14 protein-coding genes, 4 tRNA genes and 1 riboswitch are annotated in these 20,518 nt (G+C 64.8%); of the genes, 11 read left to right on the top strand and 7 right to left on the bottom strand.

Annotation, left to right across the window (positions count from 1 at the left end; genetic code table 11):
• From GWC77_RS11930 to GWC77_RS11905, 6 genes are all read right to left on the bottom strand, one after another.
• The coding region (locus tag GWC77_RS11930; RefSeq protein ID WP_173257107.1) for a transposase family protein at positions 1-496 on the bottom strand (496 nt) is incomplete at its 3' end.
• 159 nt (positions 497-655) lie between these two features.
• Complete coding sequence (gene asnB, locus GWC77_RS11925; RefSeq protein WP_173257106.1) at positions 656-2,620, bottom strand: asparagine synthase (glutamine-hydrolyzing); 1,965 nt, start codon at positions 2,618-2,620, stop codon at positions 656-658.
• A 340-nt stretch (positions 2,621-2,960) separates the two neighbouring features.
• A tRNA-Cys gene (locus GWC77_RS11920) sits at positions 2,961-3,034 on the bottom strand.
• A gap of 96 nt (positions 3,035-3,130) precedes the next feature.
• Positions 3,131-3,206 (bottom strand) — tRNA-Gly (locus GWC77_RS11915).
• Positions 3,207-3,267: 61 nt separating this feature from the next.
• Positions 3,268-3,343, bottom strand: a tRNA-Gly gene (locus tag GWC77_RS11910).
• Positions 3,344-3,485: 142 nt separating this feature from the next.
• Positions 3,486-4,826, bottom strand: coding sequence for a gamma-glutamyl-gamma-aminobutyrate hydrolase family protein (locus GWC77_RS11905; protein WP_173257105.1), 1,341 nt, complete (start codon positions 4,824-4,826; stop codon positions 3,486-3,488).
• 237 nt (positions 4,827-5,063) lie between these two features.
• On the opposite strand from GWC77_RS11905, the gene GWC77_RS11900 reads away from it, so the two are divergent.
• The 8 genes from GWC77_RS11900 to GWC77_RS11865 all read left to right on the top strand — a co-directional run bounded on the left by GWC77_RS11900 (position 5,064) and on the right by GWC77_RS11865 (position 15,606).
• Positions 5,064-6,443 carry an amidase gene (locus GWC77_RS11900; protein WP_173257113.1) on the top strand — a complete coding sequence of 460 codons (1,380 nt, stop codon included), beginning with the start codon at positions 5,064-5,066 and terminating at the stop codon, positions 6,441-6,443.
• A gap of 99 nt (positions 6,444-6,542) precedes the next feature.
• Complete coding sequence (locus GWC77_RS11895) at positions 6,543-7,061, top strand: disulfide bond formation protein B (protein ID WP_173257104.1); 519 nt, start codon at positions 6,543-6,545, stop codon at positions 7,059-7,061.
• A gap of 266 nt (positions 7,062-7,327) precedes the next feature.
• Positions 7,328-8,863: a xanthine dehydrogenase small subunit gene (gene xdhA / locus GWC77_RS11890; RefSeq protein ID WP_173257103.1), complete on the top strand. Its 1,536-nt coding sequence runs from the start codon at positions 7,328-7,330 to the stop codon at positions 8,861-8,863.
• On the top strand, positions 8,860-11,226 hold the full coding sequence (xdhB, locus tag GWC77_RS11885; protein WP_173257102.1) for a xanthine dehydrogenase molybdopterin binding subunit: 2,367 nt from the start codon (positions 8,860-8,862) through the stop codon (positions 11,224-11,226). The genes xdhA and xdhB overlap by 4 nt, the downstream gene beginning before the upstream one ends.
• A gap of 16 nt (positions 11,227-11,242) precedes the next feature.
• Positions 11,243-12,325, top strand: a complete 1,083-nt coding sequence (xdhC, locus tag GWC77_RS11880) for a xanthine dehydrogenase accessory protein XdhC (protein WP_173257101.1) — start codon at positions 11,243-11,245, stop codon at positions 12,323-12,325.
• Positions 12,306-13,328: an adenosine deaminase gene (locus tag GWC77_RS11875; RefSeq protein WP_173257100.1), complete on the top strand. Its 1,023-nt coding sequence runs from the start codon at positions 12,306-12,308 to the stop codon at positions 13,326-13,328. The genes xdhC and GWC77_RS11875 overlap by 20 nt, the downstream gene beginning before the upstream one ends.
• 79 nt (positions 13,329-13,407) lie before the next feature.
• Entirely contained in the window at positions 13,408-14,739 is a 1,332-nt protein-coding gene (guaD, locus tag GWC77_RS11870) for a guanine deaminase (RefSeq protein ID WP_173257112.1), read from the top strand.
• Positions 14,740-14,814: 75 nt separating this feature from the next.
• A riboswitch (yybP-ykoY riboswitch) is annotated at positions 14,815-14,938 on the top strand.
• A 95-nt stretch (positions 14,939-15,033) separates the two neighbouring features.
• Positions 15,034-15,606: a TMEM165/GDT1 family protein gene (locus tag GWC77_RS11865; protein WP_367949037.1), complete on the top strand. Its 573-nt coding sequence runs from the start codon at positions 15,034-15,036 to the stop codon at positions 15,604-15,606.
• Positions 15,607-15,655: 49 nt separating this feature from the next.
• On the opposite strand, the gene GWC77_RS11860 is transcribed toward GWC77_RS11865, so the two are convergent.
• A complete protein-coding gene (locus tag GWC77_RS11860) occupies positions 15,656-16,360 on the bottom strand; it encodes a DUF4136 domain-containing protein (protein ID WP_173257098.1) in 705 nt (234 codons plus the stop codon).
• Positions 16,361-16,512: 152 nt separating this feature from the next.
• On the opposite strand from GWC77_RS11860, the gene pepN reads away from it, so the two are divergent.
• The 3 genes from pepN (at position 16,513) to GWC77_RS11845 (ending at position 20,487) form a co-directional block, all read left to right on the top strand.
• Positions 16,513-19,203 (top strand): aminopeptidase N, encoded by a 2,691-nt coding sequence (gene pepN / locus GWC77_RS11855; RefSeq protein ID WP_173257097.1) that lies wholly within the window; start codon positions 16,513-16,515, stop codon positions 19,201-19,203.
• Between the two features lie 137 nt (positions 19,204-19,340).
• The gene (locus GWC77_RS11850) at positions 19,341-20,357 is read left to right on the top strand and encodes a class 1 fructose-bisphosphatase (RefSeq protein WP_173257096.1); all 1,017 of its coding nucleotides are present in this window, start codon (positions 19,341-19,343) and stop codon (positions 20,355-20,357) included.
• 54 nt (positions 20,358-20,411) lie between these two features.
• Positions 20,412-20,487 (top strand) — tRNA-Thr (locus GWC77_RS11845).
• Positions 20,488-20,518 lie beyond the last annotated feature (31 nt).

Below are 20,518 nucleotides of genomic sequence, written 5' to 3'. Positions count from 1 at the left end.
GGCCGCGTCGGTACGAAGTTTCGTCAATCGCCACCGTCGTCACGGCCGACAGGTCCGCCGAGGCAAGCGCGAGTTCCACATAGCGCGAGCAGATGGCATGCACTCGGTGCCACGACAAATTGACAATGCGTGCCACGGCGGCAAACGGCATCTGCTGCGCCAGCATCAGCACCAGCGCCTCGAACAGCAATGTGAAGCCGTCGAGTTGGCCGACCCAATCGGGCTCCACCAGCCGCACCGCTCCATCGGGCAAGCGCACTCGAGGCAAGCGCACTTCCAGGTAGCACTCGTGCTGAAAGAAATTCAGGTGCCGCAACCGCTTGATTTGCGTGTCATGCACCGGGTGTTCGCCGGTGACGCCGGGATAAGCGAAGCGGCTGCCGGCGACAAAGTCCACCGCAATCGTGAGTTGCCGTTTGGCCGTATCAAAGTCGACGCCTTGCACGTACCACGGGGCCTTGATTCCCAGGGCGGCTTCAAAGAGTTGATTCGTCATGTTCGCTTCGTCTCGTATGGCTGGTTGCCGCATTCTGCCGCAACCAGCCATACCTCAGCTTGTCGATTCAGAGCGCCTCAAGGGTTCGCTGCGCCGGGCTTACGCCCGCCCTTGACCCGCTAACATCACCCACTCGGAATTCAAAAGAGGCATGCCTTTTCACCCATTCTTCTGCGCCTCGAGCCACGCCTGAAACATCAGCACCGTCCATAGCGGATGCTGCCAATTCATGCGCCCACTCAAATGCTGCTGCCACATCCGGTCGACACGCGTCGCATCGAGAAATCCCTCGTCGCGCAATCGCGCCGGATCGAGCAGCGCCTGCGCCCAGTCGCGCAACGATCCGCGCAGCCATTCGCCCACAGGCGCGCAGAAACCCTGCTTCGGCCGATCGATGATCTCGCGCGGCACGTAGCGGTACAACAACTGGCGCAGCAGCCATTTCGGCTTGTCCTCGGGAATCCGCAGCGAAAGCGGAAGGCTCCAGACGAACCCAACGACGCGATGGTCGAGAAACGGCATGCGCGTTTCGAGGCTCACTGCCATTGCCGCACGATCCACTTTGGCCAGAATGTCATCGGGTAGATAAGTGAGCGCATCGACCGCCATCACCTGCTCGGCAAATTCCAGATCGACGGACCACGCCTCGGGCGTATCGACACGCGTCGGCAGCTCGCGGCCCGAGAGGGCAAGGCGTTCGGGATGATGAACCGACGACAACAGAAGCCGATAAAGATCGGTCCTGCTTTGTGCGCCCATCACGTTCGCGAGCTTGTGCAGACGCTCACCGATGCGCGTCCCGTCTCGCGCACCGGGGGACCAGGCGCCCTGAAAAAGGGCCGCGAACTGATCCGCATGGTCGGGCCGAAGTGAATAAAGCGCCGATGCGATCCGTTTGCGCATGCCGGACGGCACGCGCCGCAAGCGGCTCCAGAGGCGCGGTGTCAGGAAATAACGCGTGTACCCGCCGAACAGTTCGTCGCCCCCGTCGCCCGAGAGCGCAACCTTCACATGCTCGCGCGTGGTCTGCGCCACGACGTAAGTAGGAATCTGCGAGGCATCCGCAAACGGTTCGTCGTATATCGTCGGCAACTTGGGCACGAGCTCCAACGCTCGGGCAGCCGTCACGACGATCTCGGTGTGCTCCGTGCCGAGATGACGTGCAACCGCCTTCGCGTGAACGGCTTCGTCGTAGGTCGCATCGTCGAAGCCGACCGTAAATGTGCGCACCGGCTTGGCGGATTGCGCCTGCATCAGCGCAACGATGGCCGATGAATCGACCCCGCCCGACAGGAACGCTCCGAGCGGCGCATCCGCCATCATCTGGCCATGCACCGCGTCGCGCAACAATCGATCGAGCTCGTCGACGGCGGCTTCGGCACTGCCCTCGAACGGATAGGCCCGGCCTCGGCCGATTACCTGTTCGAGCGTCCAGTAGCGCCGCGGCGCGGGCCAGACCTCCGGAAATTCGAGCTGAACATAGCTGCCGGCCGGCAGCTTGCGCACATTCTCGTAGATCGTGTGCGGCGCCGGCACGCATGCGTAACGCAAATAGAGGCAAAGCGCATTGCGATCGATCGCGCGGGCGTCGAAGCCGGGATAAGTGCGTAGCGCCTTGAGCTCGGAGGCGAACACGATGCCGTCGCCGACTCTCGCGTAATAAAGCGGCTTTTCGCCGATGCGGTCACGGGCCAGCGTAAGCACGCGCGATTGACGATTCCACAGCGCAAGCGCGAACATGCCGACCGCCCGTTCGAGCGTCCGGTCGACACCCCAGGCAACGAAGGCCGCCAGCAGAATTTCGGTATCGGAGTGCCCGCGCCAGGCAGGCGCGCGCCCCTCGGCCTCGAGGTCGCGGCGCAACGCCAGGCAGTTATAGATTTCGCCGTTGAACGTCATGACGTAACGGCCACATTCCGAGACCATCGGCTGCCGCCCATGCTCCGACAGATCGACGATCGACAACCGGCGATGACCGAGCGCGAGGCCGGCGGCCGGATCGAACCAGGCACCGGCATCGTCGGGGCCGCGATGCGCGACGCTATCCGTCATCCGGGAAAGTATTGCTTGGGCCGTCTCGTGCTCGGACGCCGTTCGGGTCCAAAAGCCCGCAATTCCGCACATATCCGCAATCCGTTCGAGTGGTCGGGCAGGGGCGCTTGCCTCGTGGGACATGCGCCTGTTCGACGACCCATCTTACGGAGAAAATAATCGCGAATAATCCGCGACAGAAGAACCGCTTTTTCCACGCCTCCAACGGCGCTCGGCGCTAATGCAAGCGGAACCACGCCGTGCGAGGACGGATTATTGCCGCGGCGGCGCCGAAAAAATAGATTAAAAAAACAAAATGGATATGCGATCCAGCCGCTTTTGTCTGCGTAAAGCGCGATGGAAGGAATTAGGGAGATGCTGCGGAATTGCCAACAAAAAAGCCCCGACGGGCAGACCGTCAGGGCTTCGAATTTGGAGGCGCGAGCCGGAGTCGAACCGGCCTACACGGCTTTGCAGGCCGCTGCATAACCGCTTTGCTATCGCGCCTTGAGCGATTTCTCCGAACCGTCGCCACCCTTGAGCGTGGCGCAACGAATCGCGAGCGATCTAAACAAAAAGGGAAGCTCAGCTTCCCTGTCCACCTGGAGCGGGAGACGAGTCTCGAACTCGCGACCTCAACCTTGGCAAGGTTGCGCTCTACCAACTGAGCTACTCCCGCTTTGACCGACATACTCGACGCTGCCCCGCAAGCCACTGCGTACCGCAACATCTTCGCAAACTGGAGCGGGAGACGAGTCTCGAACTCGCGACCTCAACCTTGGCAAGGTTGCGCTCTACCAACTGAGCTACTCCCGCAGTGCGCCTCCGGCTGACGATCGACTCGCCTGGCTCAGCGCATTGCATCGCGCTCAAAGGCTTGTCACCGGAGAAGCGAGATTATGTATAACCTGCTGAATCGTGTCAACACCTTTGTCGCCGTTGCGGCACCGTACGCGGTTCACAGACGCGTCTCGCGCGCCGCGCGCAAAAAGCTGTCGAGCAACGGCGTGCAGTCGAGCAGCTCCGGGCCGCCCGCGCGATGGAATTCGGGGTGCCATTGCACGCCCATCACGAACGGCGCCCGCCGATAGCGCACCGCCTCGATCAGGCCGTCCCCGGCCGATACCGCCTCGACGTTCAAGTCGCGGCCCAGCGTCTTCACGGCCTGATGGTGGATCGAATTGACCAGCGCCTCGCGGCGCCCCGGGAACATATTGACGAGGGTCGAGCCATCCGGGAACCGAACCGAGTGCCGATGCTGATCGTAACGCTCGTTGACGTGGACGCCCGCCGTCGGCACTTCGGTCGCGATGTCCTGATAGAGCGTGCCGCCGAACGCGACGTTGATGAGTTGGCACCCGCGGCAAATTCCGAGCACCGGCTTGCCCGATTCGATGAATTCGTGCAGCAGCTCGAGCTCGTACATGTCGCGCACGCGATCGCCCGGCCATTCGGCCAATGTTTCCGTGGCGGCATACGTCTGCGGCGAGACATCGGCGCCGCCCTGCAGCAACAGGCCGTCGAGATGCTTGGCGTAATCGCGCAGGCGGATGTTGCTCGGATGCAGCATGCCTTGATGGCCGACCGTCGGAATCATGAAGACCATCACGTCGCGCGACATCACCCAGTGGGCCACCGATTCCTCGAGATATTGCAGCGTCTTGCCGCGCAATCCGATCGCCCCGGGCTCGGGGTGAAAGATGCGCGCCGATACGCCGATGCGCAGCGTGCGTTGGGTGATCCGCTGCCCTGCCCGGTCGAAAAAGAGTCGCGCGCGCGCCGCGATGGTCCGGCCGAAGACGGTCCACGCCGAGTCGTTGTACTTCAGATAGGCAGGTCTGGACACAGTCCCGGCGGCGCCCGGGGGCGGCGGGCGTGGGACGTCGAAGTCGGGCGGCGCACCGAATCCCGGCGGCGGCGCCCCCGGTGCCGACGATCGTTCAGCCTCGTGCGCGGCGCTCTCCTGTGCCGACGTCTCGCGCGCCGCCGACGCCCGCGCTTCGGCGGCTTCGACCGCCGCGCCCGATTGCGGAGGCGCCGTTTCGGGTGTAACAGCCACCGTCGAAGCACTTCCGGGCGTATCGGTCGATGCACGCGCCGCTGCCTCGGCAGCGGTGCCGCTCGCTCCCGCGCCGCCGGCCGGGGCCGGGGCCGGTGCGTCCGGTCCGCCCGGGGACGCCGCTGCGGCCGTCGTGCCCGACGGCTCGGACGTGTGCGGGGCGGCAAAAGAATCGCTGGAGGAGTGGACTGAAGTGTCCGGACCAGCGTGGCCGGCGTTCGGTGGCGTTTTTTCGCTCATGACGATGGGACAGGGGCGCGCGTCGCACGCACAGCGATGAAAGAGCGCCCATTATCCGCCACCGCGCAAAGCCGCGGCAATCGTGGCGGATCGATGCGGGCTGGCGGCCCCGCGACGCCCGCCGTGCCGCACGGTCGTTTCGCTCAGGCTCGCCTGCCTGCGCATGCCGCATGCCACGGCTACAATGCCTGCAGCATGCTGTGCGATCTGCCCGATCCGACTCGACACCGTCAACCCATGGCCACTGAATTCGCTCCCTTCCCTCCGCTCGCGCGCCTCGCCGACGAACTTTCAACCGGTAAAACGACGAGCCGCGTACTCGTCGAAACCGCGCTCGAGCGCATTGGCGATCCGGCGGGCCAAGGCTCGACCGTCTTCGTGCAGGCGGATGCCGATGCGGCACGGGCCGCCGCGGACGCGCACGACCGCCTGCGGGCCGCTGGCACCGTACTGTCCCCGCTCGCCGGCATCCCGGTATCGATCAAGGATTTGTTCGACGTTAAGGGCCAGGTCACGCGCGCGAGCTCTCGCGTGTTGGCCGACGCGCCGCCGGCTCGAGCCGACGCTCCCGTCGTGGCGCGTCTGCGCAACGCCGGCGCCGTGCTCATCGGCCGCACGAACATGTCCGAATTCGCGTTTTCGGGCTTGGGTCTCAATCCCCACTACGGCACGCCGCTTTCGCCGTACCGTCGGGGCGAACCGGGCGAGGCCCGCATCGCGGGCGGCTCGTCGTCGGGCGCAGCGGCGTCGGTCGCCGACGGCATGGCCGCCGTCGCGCTCAGCACGGACACCGGGGGGTCCATCCGCATCCCGGCCGCATTTTGCGGTCTGACCGGGTTCAAGCCGACCGCAAGCCGTATTCCGCGCGAAGGTGCCGTGCCGTTATCCACCACGCTCGATTCGTTCGGGCCGATCGGCGTATCCGTGGCCTGCTGTGCGCTCGTCGACCGCATCCTCGCCGGTCTCGAGCCGCGCGTGCCCGCCCGGCGCCCGCTCGAAGGCGTGCGTCTCGGCGTGCTGACCCACTACGTCACCGAGGATGTCGAGCCGAGCGTCGCTCGAGCGCTCGACACAGCGCTCAAGCACCTCGAAGCGGCCGGCGCGATCCTCTCCGACGTCCATTTCGCACCGCTCGACCGCCTGCCCGAGATCAACCGTTTCGGCTTTTCGGCGATGGAGGCCTATGCCTGGCATCGCGGGCACATCGCCCGGCAGCGCGAGCGCTACGATCCGCGCGTGCTCGCGCGGATCCTCAAAGGGGAAAGCGCACGGGCGACGGATTACCTCGATCTGATCGCCGAGCGCGCAGCGCTGATGAAAGCCGCGGAAGAAACCCTTTGGCAGCACTTCGATGCGATCGTCGCGCCGACCGTGCCCATTCCGCCGCCCCGTGTCGCGGACTGCGATCGCGACGATGCAACGTATGCGCGCATCAACGCGCTCGTACTGCGCAACCCGAGCACGTTCAACGTGCTGGACGCCTGCGCCGTTTCGCTGCCGTGCCACGCACGCGGGGACGCCCCCGTGGGGCTGATGCTCGCCGCGGGACCGCATCGCGACGACGCGCTCCTCGGCGTGGCGCTCGCGGTCGAACGCGTGCTCGACTCGATTCGCTGACCCGGTTCACGGCCTGCGGGTCGTCGCGCACGCCCGATGCCACTGGCTGGGGCAAATCACACTAAAATGCAGCGATTTGCCCCTCGGAGCCCACGCTTCATGAACGATCCCCTGTCCCTGCGCCGCGAACGCCGCCTGCTCGTGCTGCTCGGTCTCGTCTCGCTGAGCCTCGTCGGCGGTGCGCTTTATCTACAGTTCGCGAAGGGCGAAGATCCCTGCCCGCTGTGCATCATTCAGCGCTATTTCTTCATCCTGATCGCCATTCTGGCGTTCGCCGGCGCAACGCGCGGCGGCTGGCAAGGCGTTCGCGTGTTCGAAACGCTGATTGCGGTCGTCGCCCTGGCGGGCACAGGCACCGCCGCGCGTCACCTCTTCATTCAGCTCCATCCCGGCTTCAGCTGCGGATTCGATGCGCTGCAGCCCGTCGTCGACGCCCTCCCGCCCGCGCATTGGCTGCCAAGCGTGTTCAAGGTCGCGGGCCTGTGCGAAACGGTGTACCCGCCCATCCTGGGCCTTCTGCTGCCCGGCTGGGCACTCGTCGCCTTCGCGCTGACGTTCGTCGCCGTCGCCGCCAGTCTCTGGCGTCGGCGCGCCAAGGGTCGCCTGCACGCGGTTTGAGCGCTGAGCGCGCTGACGCACGTGGCCGGCTCGCGCCCCCGCGCCGTCTTCGCGGTGCAACATGGCGATGGCTTGCAACTTCGATGCATGCCGCGCATCGTAGAACCGCAATTATGCTGGCGCTGATAGCGACCATCAGCGCCGGACGATCTTCGCCGCATATTGCGGTGCTATCTTGTGCTCTGGATGGCGATCCACGTGCGCGAGCCGGCCGTTGCCGGTACGAAGCGTAACGCGCGCCTGATCCGCAACTTCAGGATTCGGCCATGACCACGCATCCCATCCGCTTTTACTACCGCGGCGCGATTCACGAAGTGCACGACGCCCCGTCCACCCGCACCGTGCTTCAGCACCTGCGCGAAGACCTCCATTGCACGGGCACCAAGGAGGGGTGCGCCGAGGGCGACTGCGGCGCGTGCACGGTGGTCGTCGGCGAACTCGACGCCCAGGGCGCGCTCGCGCTCAAGGCCGTCAACGCCTGCATTCAATTCCTGCCCACGCTCGACTCGCGCGCCCTGTTCACGGTCGAAGACCTGCGCAGCCCCGATGGCACGCTGCATCCCGTGCAGCGCGCGCTCGTCGATTGCCATGCATCGCAATGCGGTTTTTGTACGCCGGGCTTTGCCATGTCGATGTGGGCGCTCTACGAAAACCGGCAAGGACGAAGCCAGGCACCCTCGCGCGATGAAATCGCGACGGCGCTGTCCGGCAATCTTTGCCGCTGTACTGGGTATCGGCCGATCGTCGAGGCTGCACAGGCCATGTTCGACGGCGGGCGCCATGCGCGCACCGCGCTCGATCGCGCGCCCGTCATCGCGGCGCTGCGCGCATTGCGCCGCGACGAAACGTTCGAATACGCGAGCCGCGAAACGCACACCGCAGACTCCGGCACGACGACATTTCGCGCGCCGGTGACGCTCGATGCCTTCGCCGCCCTGCGCGCGGCGCACCCGGAGGCGCGCGTGCTCGCCGGCAGCACGGACGTCGGGCTCTGGGTGACGAAGCAAATGCGCCGCCTCGGCGATCTGCTCTATATCGGCAACGTCGAGGAATTGAAGCGCATCGAGCGCGACGCATCGAAGCTCACCATCGGCGCGGCGGCCTCGCTCGAGGACGCCTACGCCGCGCTCGTCGGCGAGTACCCGGCGCTCGCCGAGCTGGCGCGGCGCTTCGCCTCGCTGCCGATACGCAATGCGGGCACGCTCGGCGGCAACGTCGCGAACGGCTCGCCCATCGGCGATTCCATGCCGGCTTTGATCGCGCTCGGCGCGCAGGTCGTATTGCGGCGGGACAAGGCTTCCCGCATGCTGCCGCTCGACGCGTTCTATCTAGGCTATCAGAAGACAGCACTCGAGCCGGGCGAATTCCTCGCCGCCGTTCGTGTACCGCTCGCGCGCGCACAGCTGCGATTTCGTACGTATAAGGTGTCGAAGCGCTACGATCAGGATATCTCGGCGGTATGCGGCGCATTCGCACTCGAAATCGACAACGGACAAATCGTCTCCGCGCGTATCGCCTTCGGCGGCATGGCCGCCACGCCACAGCGCGCGGCCGCTGCCGAAGCCGCGCTCGCCGGCGAGGCGTGGAACGAGGCGAGCGCGCAACGCGCCATGAATGCGCTCGAACAGGACTTCATGCCGCTCACCGACATGCGCGCATCGAATACCTATCGTATGACCGTCGCCCGTAATCTGCTGTGGCGCTTTCATCTGGAAACGCGCGACGAGGCGCCGTTGGCAGCAAGCCAGGTCGAAGCGTTCTCGTTCGAGCCTACCGCCGCAGCGGCCGAGGAGATGCGATGAATCTGATGACCGAAGCATCCGCCGAACGGATGGGAGCAACTTCCCAGTCGGGCGCTGCGATCGGCGTGGCGCGCCCGCACGAATCGGCCGAACTGCATGTGAGCGGCGAAGCCGCCTACACCGACGATCTGCCCGAGTTCGCCGGCACGCTCCATGTCGCGCTCGGCCTATCGCGCCACGCGCATGCGCGCATCGTCTCGCTCGATCTCGAAGCCGTGAGGGCTGCCCCGGGCGTGGTCGCGGTGTTGACGGCGGCCGATATTCCCGGCGAGAACAACTGTGGCCCAGTGCTTCACGACGATCCGATCCTTGCCGAGGGCACCGTCTCCTACCTTGGGCAACCCGTTTTTGCCGTAGTCGCAACGAGCCGCGACCTCGCGCGGCAAGCCGCGGCACTCGCCAAAAGCGGCGACGTCGTGCGCTACGAACCGCTGGAGGCCGTGCTGACCGCGCGAGCGGCCCACGAGCGCCAGCAGTACGTGCTGCCGCCGCTGCATCTCGTGCGAGGCGATCCCGCGGCCAGGATTGCCGCCGCGCCGCACCGGTTGACAGGCGAGTTCGAGGTCGGCGGACAGGAACAGTTCTATCTCGAAGGACAAATCGCCTATGCCGTTCCAAAGGAAGGCGCCGGTATGCTCGTCTATAGCTCGACGCAGCACCCGAGCGAGATGCAGCAGGTCGTCGCCCATATGCTCGGCTGGCCCGCGCATCGCGTGCTGTGCGAATGCCGGCGCATGGGCGGAGGCTTTGGCGGAAAGGAGTCGCAGTCGGCCGTGTTCGCCTGTATTGCCGCGCTCGCCGCTTCCAAACTCAAACGGCCCGTCAAACTACGTGCAGACCGCGACGACGATTTTCTGATCACGGGCAAGCGCCACGACGCGGTCTACCGATACGAAGTTGGCTTCGATAGCGAAGGCCGCATCGCGGGCGCGCGCGTCGAAATTGCATTGCGTGCAGGCTATTCGGCGGACCTCTCGGGAGCCGTCGCCACGCGCGCGGTCTGCCACGTCGATAACGCGTACTATTTATCCGATGTCGAAATCGCGGCGCTGGCCTGCAAGACGAACACGCAATCGAATACCGCGTTTCGCGGCTTCGGCGGTCCGCAAGGCGCGCTCGTGACCGAAGTCATGATCGACGATATCGCGCGCGCGCTTGGGCGGGACCCGCTCGATGTCCGTGTGGCCAATTTCTATGGCATCGGCGAGCGCGACGTCACGCCTTACGGCCAACGCGTCGACGACAACATCCTTGCTCCGCTGACCGCGCAACTGCTCGAATCGAGCGACTATCGCGCGCGCCGCGCGGCACTCGCGGCATTCAACGAAGCGAGCCCCGTGCTCAAACGCGGCATCGCGATCACGCCGGTCAAGTTCGGTATCTCGTTCAACGTGCCGTTCCTCAATCAGGCCGGCGCACTCATGCATATCTATCGGGACGGCTCCGTACTCGTCAATCACGGCGGCACCGAGATGGGCCAGGGCCTCAATACGAAAGTGGCGCAAGTCGTCGCGCATGTGTTGGGGCTGCCGCTCGAGCAGGTGCGTGTGACGGCGACGGACACATCGAAAGTCGCCAATACATCCGCCACGGCAGCTTCGACCGGCAGCGACCTGAACGGCAAGGCCGCCGAAGCGGCTGCGGAAACCCTCCGCGCGCGCTTGGCCGAAATGGCTGCGCGTCTGCTCGGCGGCCAGCCGAGCGATGCGATCTTCGCCAACGGATGCGTATCGCTCGATGGTGCATCGTTGCCATTCGCGCAGTTGGTGAACGAGGCCTACCTCGCCCGCGTGCAACTTTGGTCGGATGGTTTTTACGCCACGCCGAAAGTGCATTGGGATGCGAAGACGCTGACGGGGCACCCGTTCTACTACTTTGCGTACGGTGCCGCGGTATCGGAAGTGGTCGTCGATACGCTGACGGGCGAATGGAAGCTCCTGCGTGCCGACTTGCTGCACGATGCGGGCCGATCGATCAACCCGGCGATCGATATCGGGCAGGTCGAAGGGGGATTCATCCAGGGCATGGGCTGGCTGACGACCGAAGAACTCTGGTGGAACGCCGATGGGCGGCTCATGACGCACGCCCCGTCGACCTACAAAATACCAGCGATCAGCGATACGCCGGCCGCGTTTAACGTCGCCCTTTACCGGAACGAAAACCTGGAGCCGACCGTATTCCGTTCGAAGGCCGTCGGCGAGCCGCCACTGTTGCTCGCCTTCTCGGTTTTTCTGGCCATCCGCGACGCCGTCGCCGCGGCCGTCCCGCACGTGCGCGCGGCCCCGCCGCTGCGCGCGCCGGCGACGCCCGAAGCGATCCTCGCGGCCATCTCCGCGTTGGGTCGCACCGCAAGCACTGCCTGAAGAGGATCGCCTCCGCATGCAAACATGGTTGTCTGACCTTCAGCATCTGCTCGCACATGGCGACGCCGTGGTGCTCGTCACCGTCGCTCGCGTGGAGGGGTCGGCCCCGCGCGAAGCCGGCACGAAGATGATCGTGACACGCGACACCGCGCGCCATACGATCGGCGGCGGACACCTCGAATGGCGGGCGATCGAGATCGCCCGCGAGGTCCTGCGCGACGGTACGCGCGTACCGCACATGCGCCGGCTCGAGCGTCTTGCGCTCGGACCGAGCCTCGGCCAATGCTGTGGCGGTGCAGTCATGCTGGCGTTCGAACGCCTCGACGTAGGCGATCTCGGCTGGGTGGCGACGCTCGCCAAGCGCCTCGCGGCGGGACAAGCGAGTGTGCGCAGCGTGTCGTTCGGCCCATCGCCCGACAGCGTGCTGCTTTCCGATGCGCAACCCGGCTGCGAGATGCCGGACTGCCTGCTCTGGGACGGCACCGGGTTCGACGAAGGCAACGCGCTGCTGACCGAGACGATCGTGGCGCGCGAGTTTCCCGTGGTGCTGTTCGGTGCCGGACATGTCGGCGCCGCGCTGGTCCGTATCCTCGCGACGCTGCCGTGCCGCGTGCGCTGGGTCGACGAGCGCGATGCTCAATTCGAGCAGCACCTCGTTCCGGTCTCGCCGCGAGATCTGCCGAACGTGACGATCGACGCGAACGATGCGCCGGACGAAGCTGTCGATGAAGCCGAGGCCGCGAGCTATTTCATCGTAATGACGCACAATCACGCGCGCGACCTTGCGCTGGCCGAGCGCATCCTCAGACGCGGCGACTTCGCGTTTTTCGGCATGATCGGCTCGCTGACGAAGCGCCGGCAATTCGAACATCGGCTCGCTGCGCGCGGCATCGACCCCGCTCTCATCGCGCGCATGCACTGCCCGATCGGGGTCGCCGGCATCGCCGACAAATCGCCGGAGGCCATCGCGATTTCGGCAGCGGCCCAATTGCTGCAAGCCGTCGAAAGCGTGCGAACGCGGCGTGCCCCGCGCGCCGCACCATCGCATCCCTCTTCCTCGTTGTCTTCATCGATCGACCATGACCCCGACATTCGCTGAAAAAATCGCCGGTGCGCCGAAGGCCGAGCTCCATATCCATATCGAAGGATCGCTCGAGCCCGAGCTGATCTTCAAGCTTGCCGAACGCAACGGCGTTGCGCTCGCTTACTCATCGATCGAAGCGCTGCGCGCGGCCTATGCGTTCACCGATCTGCAGTCGTTCCTCGACATCTACTACGCCGGCGCGAGCGTGTTGCTCAACGAAGACGACTTCTACGACATGACCGCGGCCTACGTCGAACGCGCACTCGCCGATGGCGTGGTGCATACCGAGATCTTCTTCGATCCGCAAACGCATACCGAGCGCGGCGTGCCGATCGAAACGGTGGTCGCGGGCATCGAACGCGCGCTGGCCGAGGGCGAGCGTCGCGGCTTGTCCAGCAAACTGATTCTCTGCTTCTTGCGACATCTGTCCGAAGACGATGCGCTCGCCACGTACTCGGCCGCGCTGCCGCTCTTCGATACCTACGCGCACCGGTTGATCGGCGTCGGTCTCGATTCGTCGGAGCGTGGCCATCCCCCCTCTAAATTCGAACGCGTTTTCGCGCAGGCACGCGAGCGCGGGCTGAAGCTCGTCGCGCATGCGGGCGAAGAAGGCCCGCCTTCGTACATTTACGAAGCGCTCGATCTGCTGTTGGTCGATCGCATCGATCACGGCGTGCGCAGCATCGAAGACCCCGCGCTCGTGACGCGGCTTGCCGATACCCGCGTTGCACTGACCGTCTGCCCGCTATCGAATCTGAAGCTGCGCGTATTCGACGACATGAAGCGGCACACGTTGAAAGCACTGCTCGATCGCGGTGTAGCCGTCACGATCAACTCGGACGATCCGGCCTACTTCGGCGGCTACGTCAATGCGAACTACCTGGCAGCGGTCGAGGCGCTCGGTGTGACCGATCGAGACGTGTACACGCTCATCCGCAACAGCTTCGAAGCCGCCTTCGTCACGCCGCGCGAGCTCGACGCATTCATTGCGAAGCTCGACGCGTATTGGAAGCCGTAGGCGTACGCGCCGCACCGATGCGGCGCCGTTTTTCAGCACAGGACCATTTTCGACCATGAGCCCAATCGACAAGCACGGTGTGGGACGCACCGCCTATCGCGCCAAGCTGCTCGGCTTTGCCGGCGATCCAGCCGAATCCGACGATGCGGCCCGCTTCGAAGACGACGGACTGCTCATCGTCGAAGCGGGGCATGTCGTCGCAACAGGTAGCTACGCTTCGCTCGCAGACCAATTGACGCCCGACACGCAGTTGCGCGACCTCACCGGCAAGCTGATCGTCCCGGGCTTCATCGATACGCACGTGCACTACCCGCAGACGGACATGATCGCCTCACCGGCGTCCGGCCTTCTACCCTGGCTCGAGCACTACACGTTCCCGACGGAACGGCGTTTTGCCGACGCGGCATTGGCGCGGGAAACCGCGGACTTTTTCCTCGACGAACTGCTCGCTTGCGGCACGACGACCGCGCTCGTCTACTGCACGGTGCACAAGGCATCGGTCGATGCATTCTTCGCCGCGAGCGAAGCGCGGCAGTTGCGCATGATCGCGGGCAAGGTGTTGATGGACCGCAATTGCCCCGAATTCCTGCGCGACACCGCCCAATCGGGCTATGACGACAGCGCTGAGCTGATCGCGCGCTGGCACGGCAAAGGCCGGCAGCTCTACGCGCTCACGCCGCGTTTCGCGCCGACATCGACGCCCGAGCAGCTGCAAGCATGCGGCGCCCTCGCGCAAGCGCATCCGGACGTATTCGTTCAGACGCACGTCGCCGAGAACGTCGACGAAATCAAGTGGGTGGCCGAGCTCTACCCGGGCTATCGCAGTTATCTCGATGTCTACGATCGCCATGGACTGCTGCGCCGCCGCGCGATTTATGGGCACTGCATCCATTTCGACGATCGCGATCGCGATCGCATGGCCGAGTGTGGAGCCATCGCTTCGCATTGCCCGACATCGAATCTCTTTCTCGGCAGCGGTCTGTTCGATATTGCCAAAGCGGGCGCGCATGGCATGGCCGTGACGCTCGGCACCGATGTGGGCGGAGGCACCGCTTTCTCCATGCTGCGGACGATGAACGAAGCGCATAAAGTCGCGCGTCTGAGCGGACATCACCTCAGCGCGACGCGCATGTTCTGGCTCGCCACGGCCGGCGCGGCGCAGGCCCTCGATCTGGACCGGACCATCGGCACGCTGGCGCCGCAGACCGAAGCCGATTTCATCGTGCTCGATCCGCAGGCCACACCGCTGCTCGAGCGGCGCATGCAGCGAGCCGAGTCGCTCGAGGAACGACTGTTCGCGTTCGCCTTGCTCGGCGACGATCGCGCAGTGTTCGAGACCTATGCGGCAGGCCGATGTGTACATCGCCGCGACGACGATGCGCGCCGCCGACGTGCGGTCGCCGATCACTGAGCGCCGCCGCGACACAGGGCTGCGGGCCGCCCCGGCCATCGGTTCCGGGGCCCAGCGCCGCGCCTGTGTTAGAATCCGCCCCTCATTGGGGAGTAGCCGCCCCGCCGCTTCGCACCGGTTCGCCGGTCATGCCGAGCGCGGCGGGGGCATCCGTCAACAGACTTGGCCCTGCGGCCATGGCGGATGCAGCCTCGGGCCTGGCGAGACCGATGACCCGCACGCGCGCCGTTTATGGGCCCGGCGTCGCCGCGGGTCGTCGCTCGTACACATCTCGGCCCGGGAAGAACCAACAACGTGGACCAAGCCTTTCTCATCTCGACCGGCGCTGTCGCGCTCGCTGAAATCGGCGACAAGACTCAATTGCTCTCCCTGGTCCTTGCGGCCCGCTATCGCAAGCCCATTCCCATCATGCTCGGAGTGCTCGTCGCTACGCTGGCCAACCATGCGGGCGCCGGCGCAATCGGGAATTGGCTCGGCGCGCTCGTCACGCCGACGGTCATGCGTTGGGCATTGACGATCTCGTTCATCGCCATGGGCATTTGGGTGCTGATACCCGACAAGCTCGATGCAAACGAGGCAAACGTCGCGCGCGGCCGGCTCGGCGTCTTCGGCGCTACACTCGTCACGTTCTTTCTGGCTGAAATGGGCGACAAGACGCAGATCGCGACCGTCGCGCTGGCGGCACGATTTCACGACTTCATCGACGTGGTGGCCGGCACCACCCTCGGCATGATGCTGGCCAACGTGCCGGCCATCCTGCTCGGCGAGCGCTTCGCTCATCGTCTGCCGACACGCACCGTGCATGTGCTCGCAGCCGTCCTGTTCATCGTGCTCGGGGTGCTCGGGTTGGTGCGCGGAACGGTTTGACGGGCGGGGACGGCCGCGGCGAAAGCAGGCGGCCGTGACCGCGAGGATGCTATTGCACTGCCGGAGCGGATGCTGCAGCAGGCGCGCGGCCTGTTGCCGCCGGTGCGACCGGCACCTCGTTCGATGCCGCACCGCCATGCGAATCGACGGGTATGCGCACCGTGCGCACGACGCCGTTGCCGAGCGGGAAATCGGCCAACGCGCTGCGGGCAAGATAAGGCATGGCCTGCACTAGCGAGAGTTCATCGTTCGTGGTTCGCGCCGTGACGTTGTAGACTTCCCGGCCTGTCGAGCGTTCAGTGATCCGCACGGCCAGCGTATGCGTGTAGACCGGATAGGTCTGGCTCACGTAATCCGGCGGGAACGCGCCAAAGGGCCCAAACGGGCCCATGGGTCGCCAGAACGGGCCCGGCCAGGGATTCCCATAGTAGACCGGCTGCGTGACAGTCATCGCGCCAGTATCGGTCTTGTAACCGAGCCCCACGAGATAGTGGGCCTCGGTACGCGGCACACGCCGGAACGCATAACGATCGAGTTCGTAAGCAACGAGTTGCTCGTAAGTCGCTTGCTCGAGGCTGTTTTGCTGCGCCGGGGTCCGGTCGAACGAATAAGTCCGCGTTGCGTCGCTACCGCTCCATTCCGAAAAAGCCGTGACCTGCGAGGTCACATAGCTCGTGCACCCCGCCAACGTCAAAGCCGACACGGCGCAGACCGGCGCGACCGCACGTCTTACCTGTTGCCACTTAGCCTTCATATCGTCCTCTGTTTTGCTAGGGCCTGTTCACGCCCCGGGCCTCGCAGCGATGATACGCCGAGCCTGCAGCGCCGGGCCAGCCGGCTTTGTACAATGGATGACGACCTCGCCGCTGATGCGCGAGCCCAAACGGTCCATTTTCCCGATCCGCCATGTCCGATACCGCCAATTCCGCTGTGATCCGCCGGGCCGACTATACGCCGCCGGCTTTTCTCATCGACTCGGTTGCGCTCGAGTTCGATCTCGTTGCCGAACGCACGATCGTCAAGAACACGATGCGGGTGCGACGCAATCCCGGCGCCGCGCATGCTGCACGCCTGGAACTCATGGGCGAAGCGTTGGAGCTCCTCTCGGTCTCGCTCGACGGCGCGTCCCATGCGGAGCATCGCGTCCACGAGCACGGCCTCGTGCTCGACGCCGTACCCGACACGTTCGAGCTGACGATCGTGAGCGCATGCAAGCCGGCCGAGAACACGACTCTCTCCGGCCTTTACGTCTCGAGCGGCAACTTTTTTACCCAATGCGAGGCCGAGGGCTTTCGGCGCATCACCTACTTCCTCGATCGCCCCGACGTCATGGCCACCTACACGGTGACGCTGCGCGCGGACAAAACCGCCTACCCGGTTCTGCTCTCGAACGGCAATCTCGTCGACACGGGCGATTTGCCGGACGGACGCCACTTCGCCAAATGGCAGGACCCGTTCAAGAAGCCGAGCTACCTTTTCGCGCTCGTCGCCGGCAAACTCGTCGCGCTCGAAGAGCGAATCCGTACCGGCTCCGGCAAGGAAAAACTGCTGCAGGTCTGGGTCGAGCCGCACGATCTCGACAAGACGCGCCACGCGATGGATTCGCTCATCAACGCGATTCGGTGGGACGAAGAGCGCTTCGGCCTCGAGCTCGACCTCGACCGTTTCATGATCGTCGCCGTCAGCGATTTCAACATGGGCGCGATGGAAAACAAAGGCCTGAACATCTTCAATACGAAGTATGTGCTGGCCAACCCCGAAACCGCCACCGATACCGATTTTGCCAACATCGAGGCCGTGGTCGGTCACGAGTATTTCCATAACTGGACGGGCAATCGCGTCACCTGCCGCGACTGGTTCCAATTGAGCCTGAAGGAAGGGCTGACCGTCTTTCGCGATCAGGAGTTCTCGGCCGACATGCAAGGCGGCGCGACCGACGAAACGGCGCGCGCGGTCAAACGCATCGAGGATGTTCGCGTGCTGCGGCAGATGCAATTCGCGGAAGACGCGGGCCCCATGGCGCACCCGGTGCGCCCCGAGAGCTACGTCGAAATCAACAACTTCTATACGATGACCGTCTACGAGAAAGGCGCCGAGGTCGTGCGCATGTATCAGACGCTCTTCGGGCGCGGCGGTTTTCGCCGCGGCATGGATCTCTACTTCAAGCGGCATGACGGGCAAGCCGTCACGTGCGACGATTTCCGCCATGCGCTGGCCGATGCGAACGGGCGCGATCTGGCGCAATTCGAGCGATGGTACAGCCAGGCCGGCACGCCGCGTGTCGGCGTGCGGACCGCCTACGATGCCGAAACCAAGCGCTTCACGATCACGCTTTCGCAACGGTATGCGGACGCGGCACCCGCTGCGCGCGAAACACAACGAGGCCCGCTCCTGATTCCGTTTGCGATGGGTCTCATCGGCCGCAACGGCGCCGACCTGCCGCTGCGTCGCGAAGGCGAGCCCGCTGCGGCCGGCACGACGCGTGTGTTGGAGTTCACGGAGAACGAAGCGCAGTTCACGTTCGTCGATGTCGCCGAAGCGCCCTTGCCTTCGCTGCTGCGCAACTTTTCGGCACCGGTGATCGTCGAGTACGACTACACCCATGACGAATTGGCGTTTTTGCTTGCGCACGACAGCGATCCATTCAATCGATGGGAAGCTGGCCAGCGCCTGGCCACGCGCGAGCTTCTGGCGTTGGCCGCGCGCGCGGCAGCCGACGAGCCGCTTTCGCTCGACGATTCCGTTGTCGCGGCATTCGCCCGTGTGCTGACCGACGAGACAGTCTCGCCCGCGTTTCGCGAGCTCGCGCTCGTGCTGCCCTCGGAGTCGTACCTTGCAGAGCAGATGGCCGAGTCCGACCCGTCGGCCGTGCACCGCGCGCGGCAATTCGTGCGCAAGCGCCTCGCCACGGCGCTGCGCGACCAGTGGGTAAGCCTGTACGAAAATCATGTGACGCCGGGCCCGTACGAGCCCACGGCACAAGCCGCGGGCCATCGCGCCCTCAAGAATCTCGCGCTTGCCTACCTCACCGAGCTCGACGACCCGTCCGACGCCGTGCGGCTCGCGAATGCGCAGTACGACGCCGCCAACAACATGACCGATCGTGCGGCCGCGCTCGCCGCGCTCATCGCGGCCGGTGCGCAGACGAATACGCCGATCGCGGAGCGTGCGCTCGAAGACTTCTATCGCAGGTTCGAGCGCGAGCCGCTCGTCATCGACAAGTGGTTCTCGATGCAGGCCACGCAGCGCGGTAGCGAGAAGCGGCCCGTGATCGAGATCGTGCGCAAGCTCATGAGTCATCCAGCGTTCACCTTGCGCAATCCGAACCGTGCGCGTTCGTTGATCTTCAGCTTCTGCTCGGGCAATCCCGCGCAGTTCCATGCGGCCGACGGCTCGGGATACGCGTTCTGGGCGGAACAAGTCGTCGCGCTCGATGCGCTCAATCCGCAGGTGGCCGCGCGCCTCGCACGCTCACTCGAACTCTGGCGTCGCTACACGCCGGCATTGCGCGAGCGTATGCGCGAGGCGCTGCAGCAAGTGGCTGAAAAGGCTTCGTCACGCGACGTACGCGAGATCGTCGAGAAAGCGTTGGCCTGACGTCGTGGAGCGCAGTTTGGCGGCGCTTCGCGACCGAACGCGGAGCGGCCGATCGTGCGCCCGCCTACAAAAACTCGCGGCCATCGTCGTCGCGGCGGGTAAAATCCACGGCATCCCCTGGCTTTCGGAGTACCGCAATGTCTCTGCAACGACGCACTACCCTCACGAAATACCTGATCGAGCAACAACGTGAAACCAACAACCTGCCGGCCGACTTGCGTCTTTTGATCGAAGTCGTCGCGCGCGCTTGCAAGCTCATCAGCTATCACGTCAGCAAAGGGGCTTTGGGGGAAGCGCTCGGTACGGCGGGCAGCGAAAACGTTCAAGGCGAGGTCCAGAAAAAGCTCGACATCCTGTCGAACGAAATTCTCCTCGACGCGAACGAATGGGGCGGCAACCTTGCCGCGATGGCGTCCGAGGAAATGGAAAAGCTGTTTCCGATTCCGGCCAACTATCCGCGCGGCGAGTATCTGCTCGTATTCGACCCGCTGGACGGTTCATCGAACATCGACGTCAACGTATCGATCGGTACGATCTTTTCGGTGCTGCGCTGCCCGGACGGGCAACTGGCGACCGAGCAATCGTTCCTTCAGCCCGGCACGCAGCAGGTCGCGGCAGGCTACGCGGTCTATGGACCGCAAACCATGCTCGTCTTGACGACGGGCAATGGCGTGAATGGCTTCACGCTCGACCGCGAACTCGGTTCGTGGGTGCTCACGCATGCCAACTTGCGCATCCCGGAAGACACGCGGGAATTCGCGATCAACGCCTCGAACGCTCGCCACTGGTATCCGCCGGTACAGCGATATGTCGACGAGCTGCTGGCCGGCAAGACGGGCGTGCGTCGGGCCGACTTCAACATGCGCTGGGTGGCCTCGATGGTTGCCGATGTGCATCGGATCTTGCATCGCGGCGGCATCTTCATGTACCCGGCGGACAAGCGGACCCCGGATAAACCGGGCAAGCTGCGGCTCATGTACGAGGCGAATCCGATGTCGTTCATCGTCGAGCAGGCCGGCGGCGCGGCAACGAACGGGCGTGAGCGCATTCTCGATGTACAGCCGAAGAGCCTGCACGAGCGTATCGCGGTGTTCCTCGGTTCGAAGAACGAGGTCGAGCGCGTTACGGGCTACCATTGGGAAGAAAAAAGTTAAGTAGGGGGCTTGCTATCCGGCGCGACATGTCTCTATAATCGCGTTTCTCCTGATGCCGGAATAGCTCAGACGGTAGAGCAGCGCATTCGTAATGCGAAGGTCGGGGGTTCGATTCCTCTTTCCGGCACCATAAGATTCAAGCAAAAAGCCCAGTCTTCGCG

Source organism: Paraburkholderia sp. NMBU_R16, assembly GCF_013282575.1.
Classification (GTDB): domain Bacteria; phylum Pseudomonadota; class Gammaproteobacteria; order Burkholderiales; family Burkholderiaceae; genus Trinickia.
The sequence above is the reverse complement of the archived record's forward strand: the minus strand, read 5'-3'. Positions and strand labels throughout refer to the sequence as shown.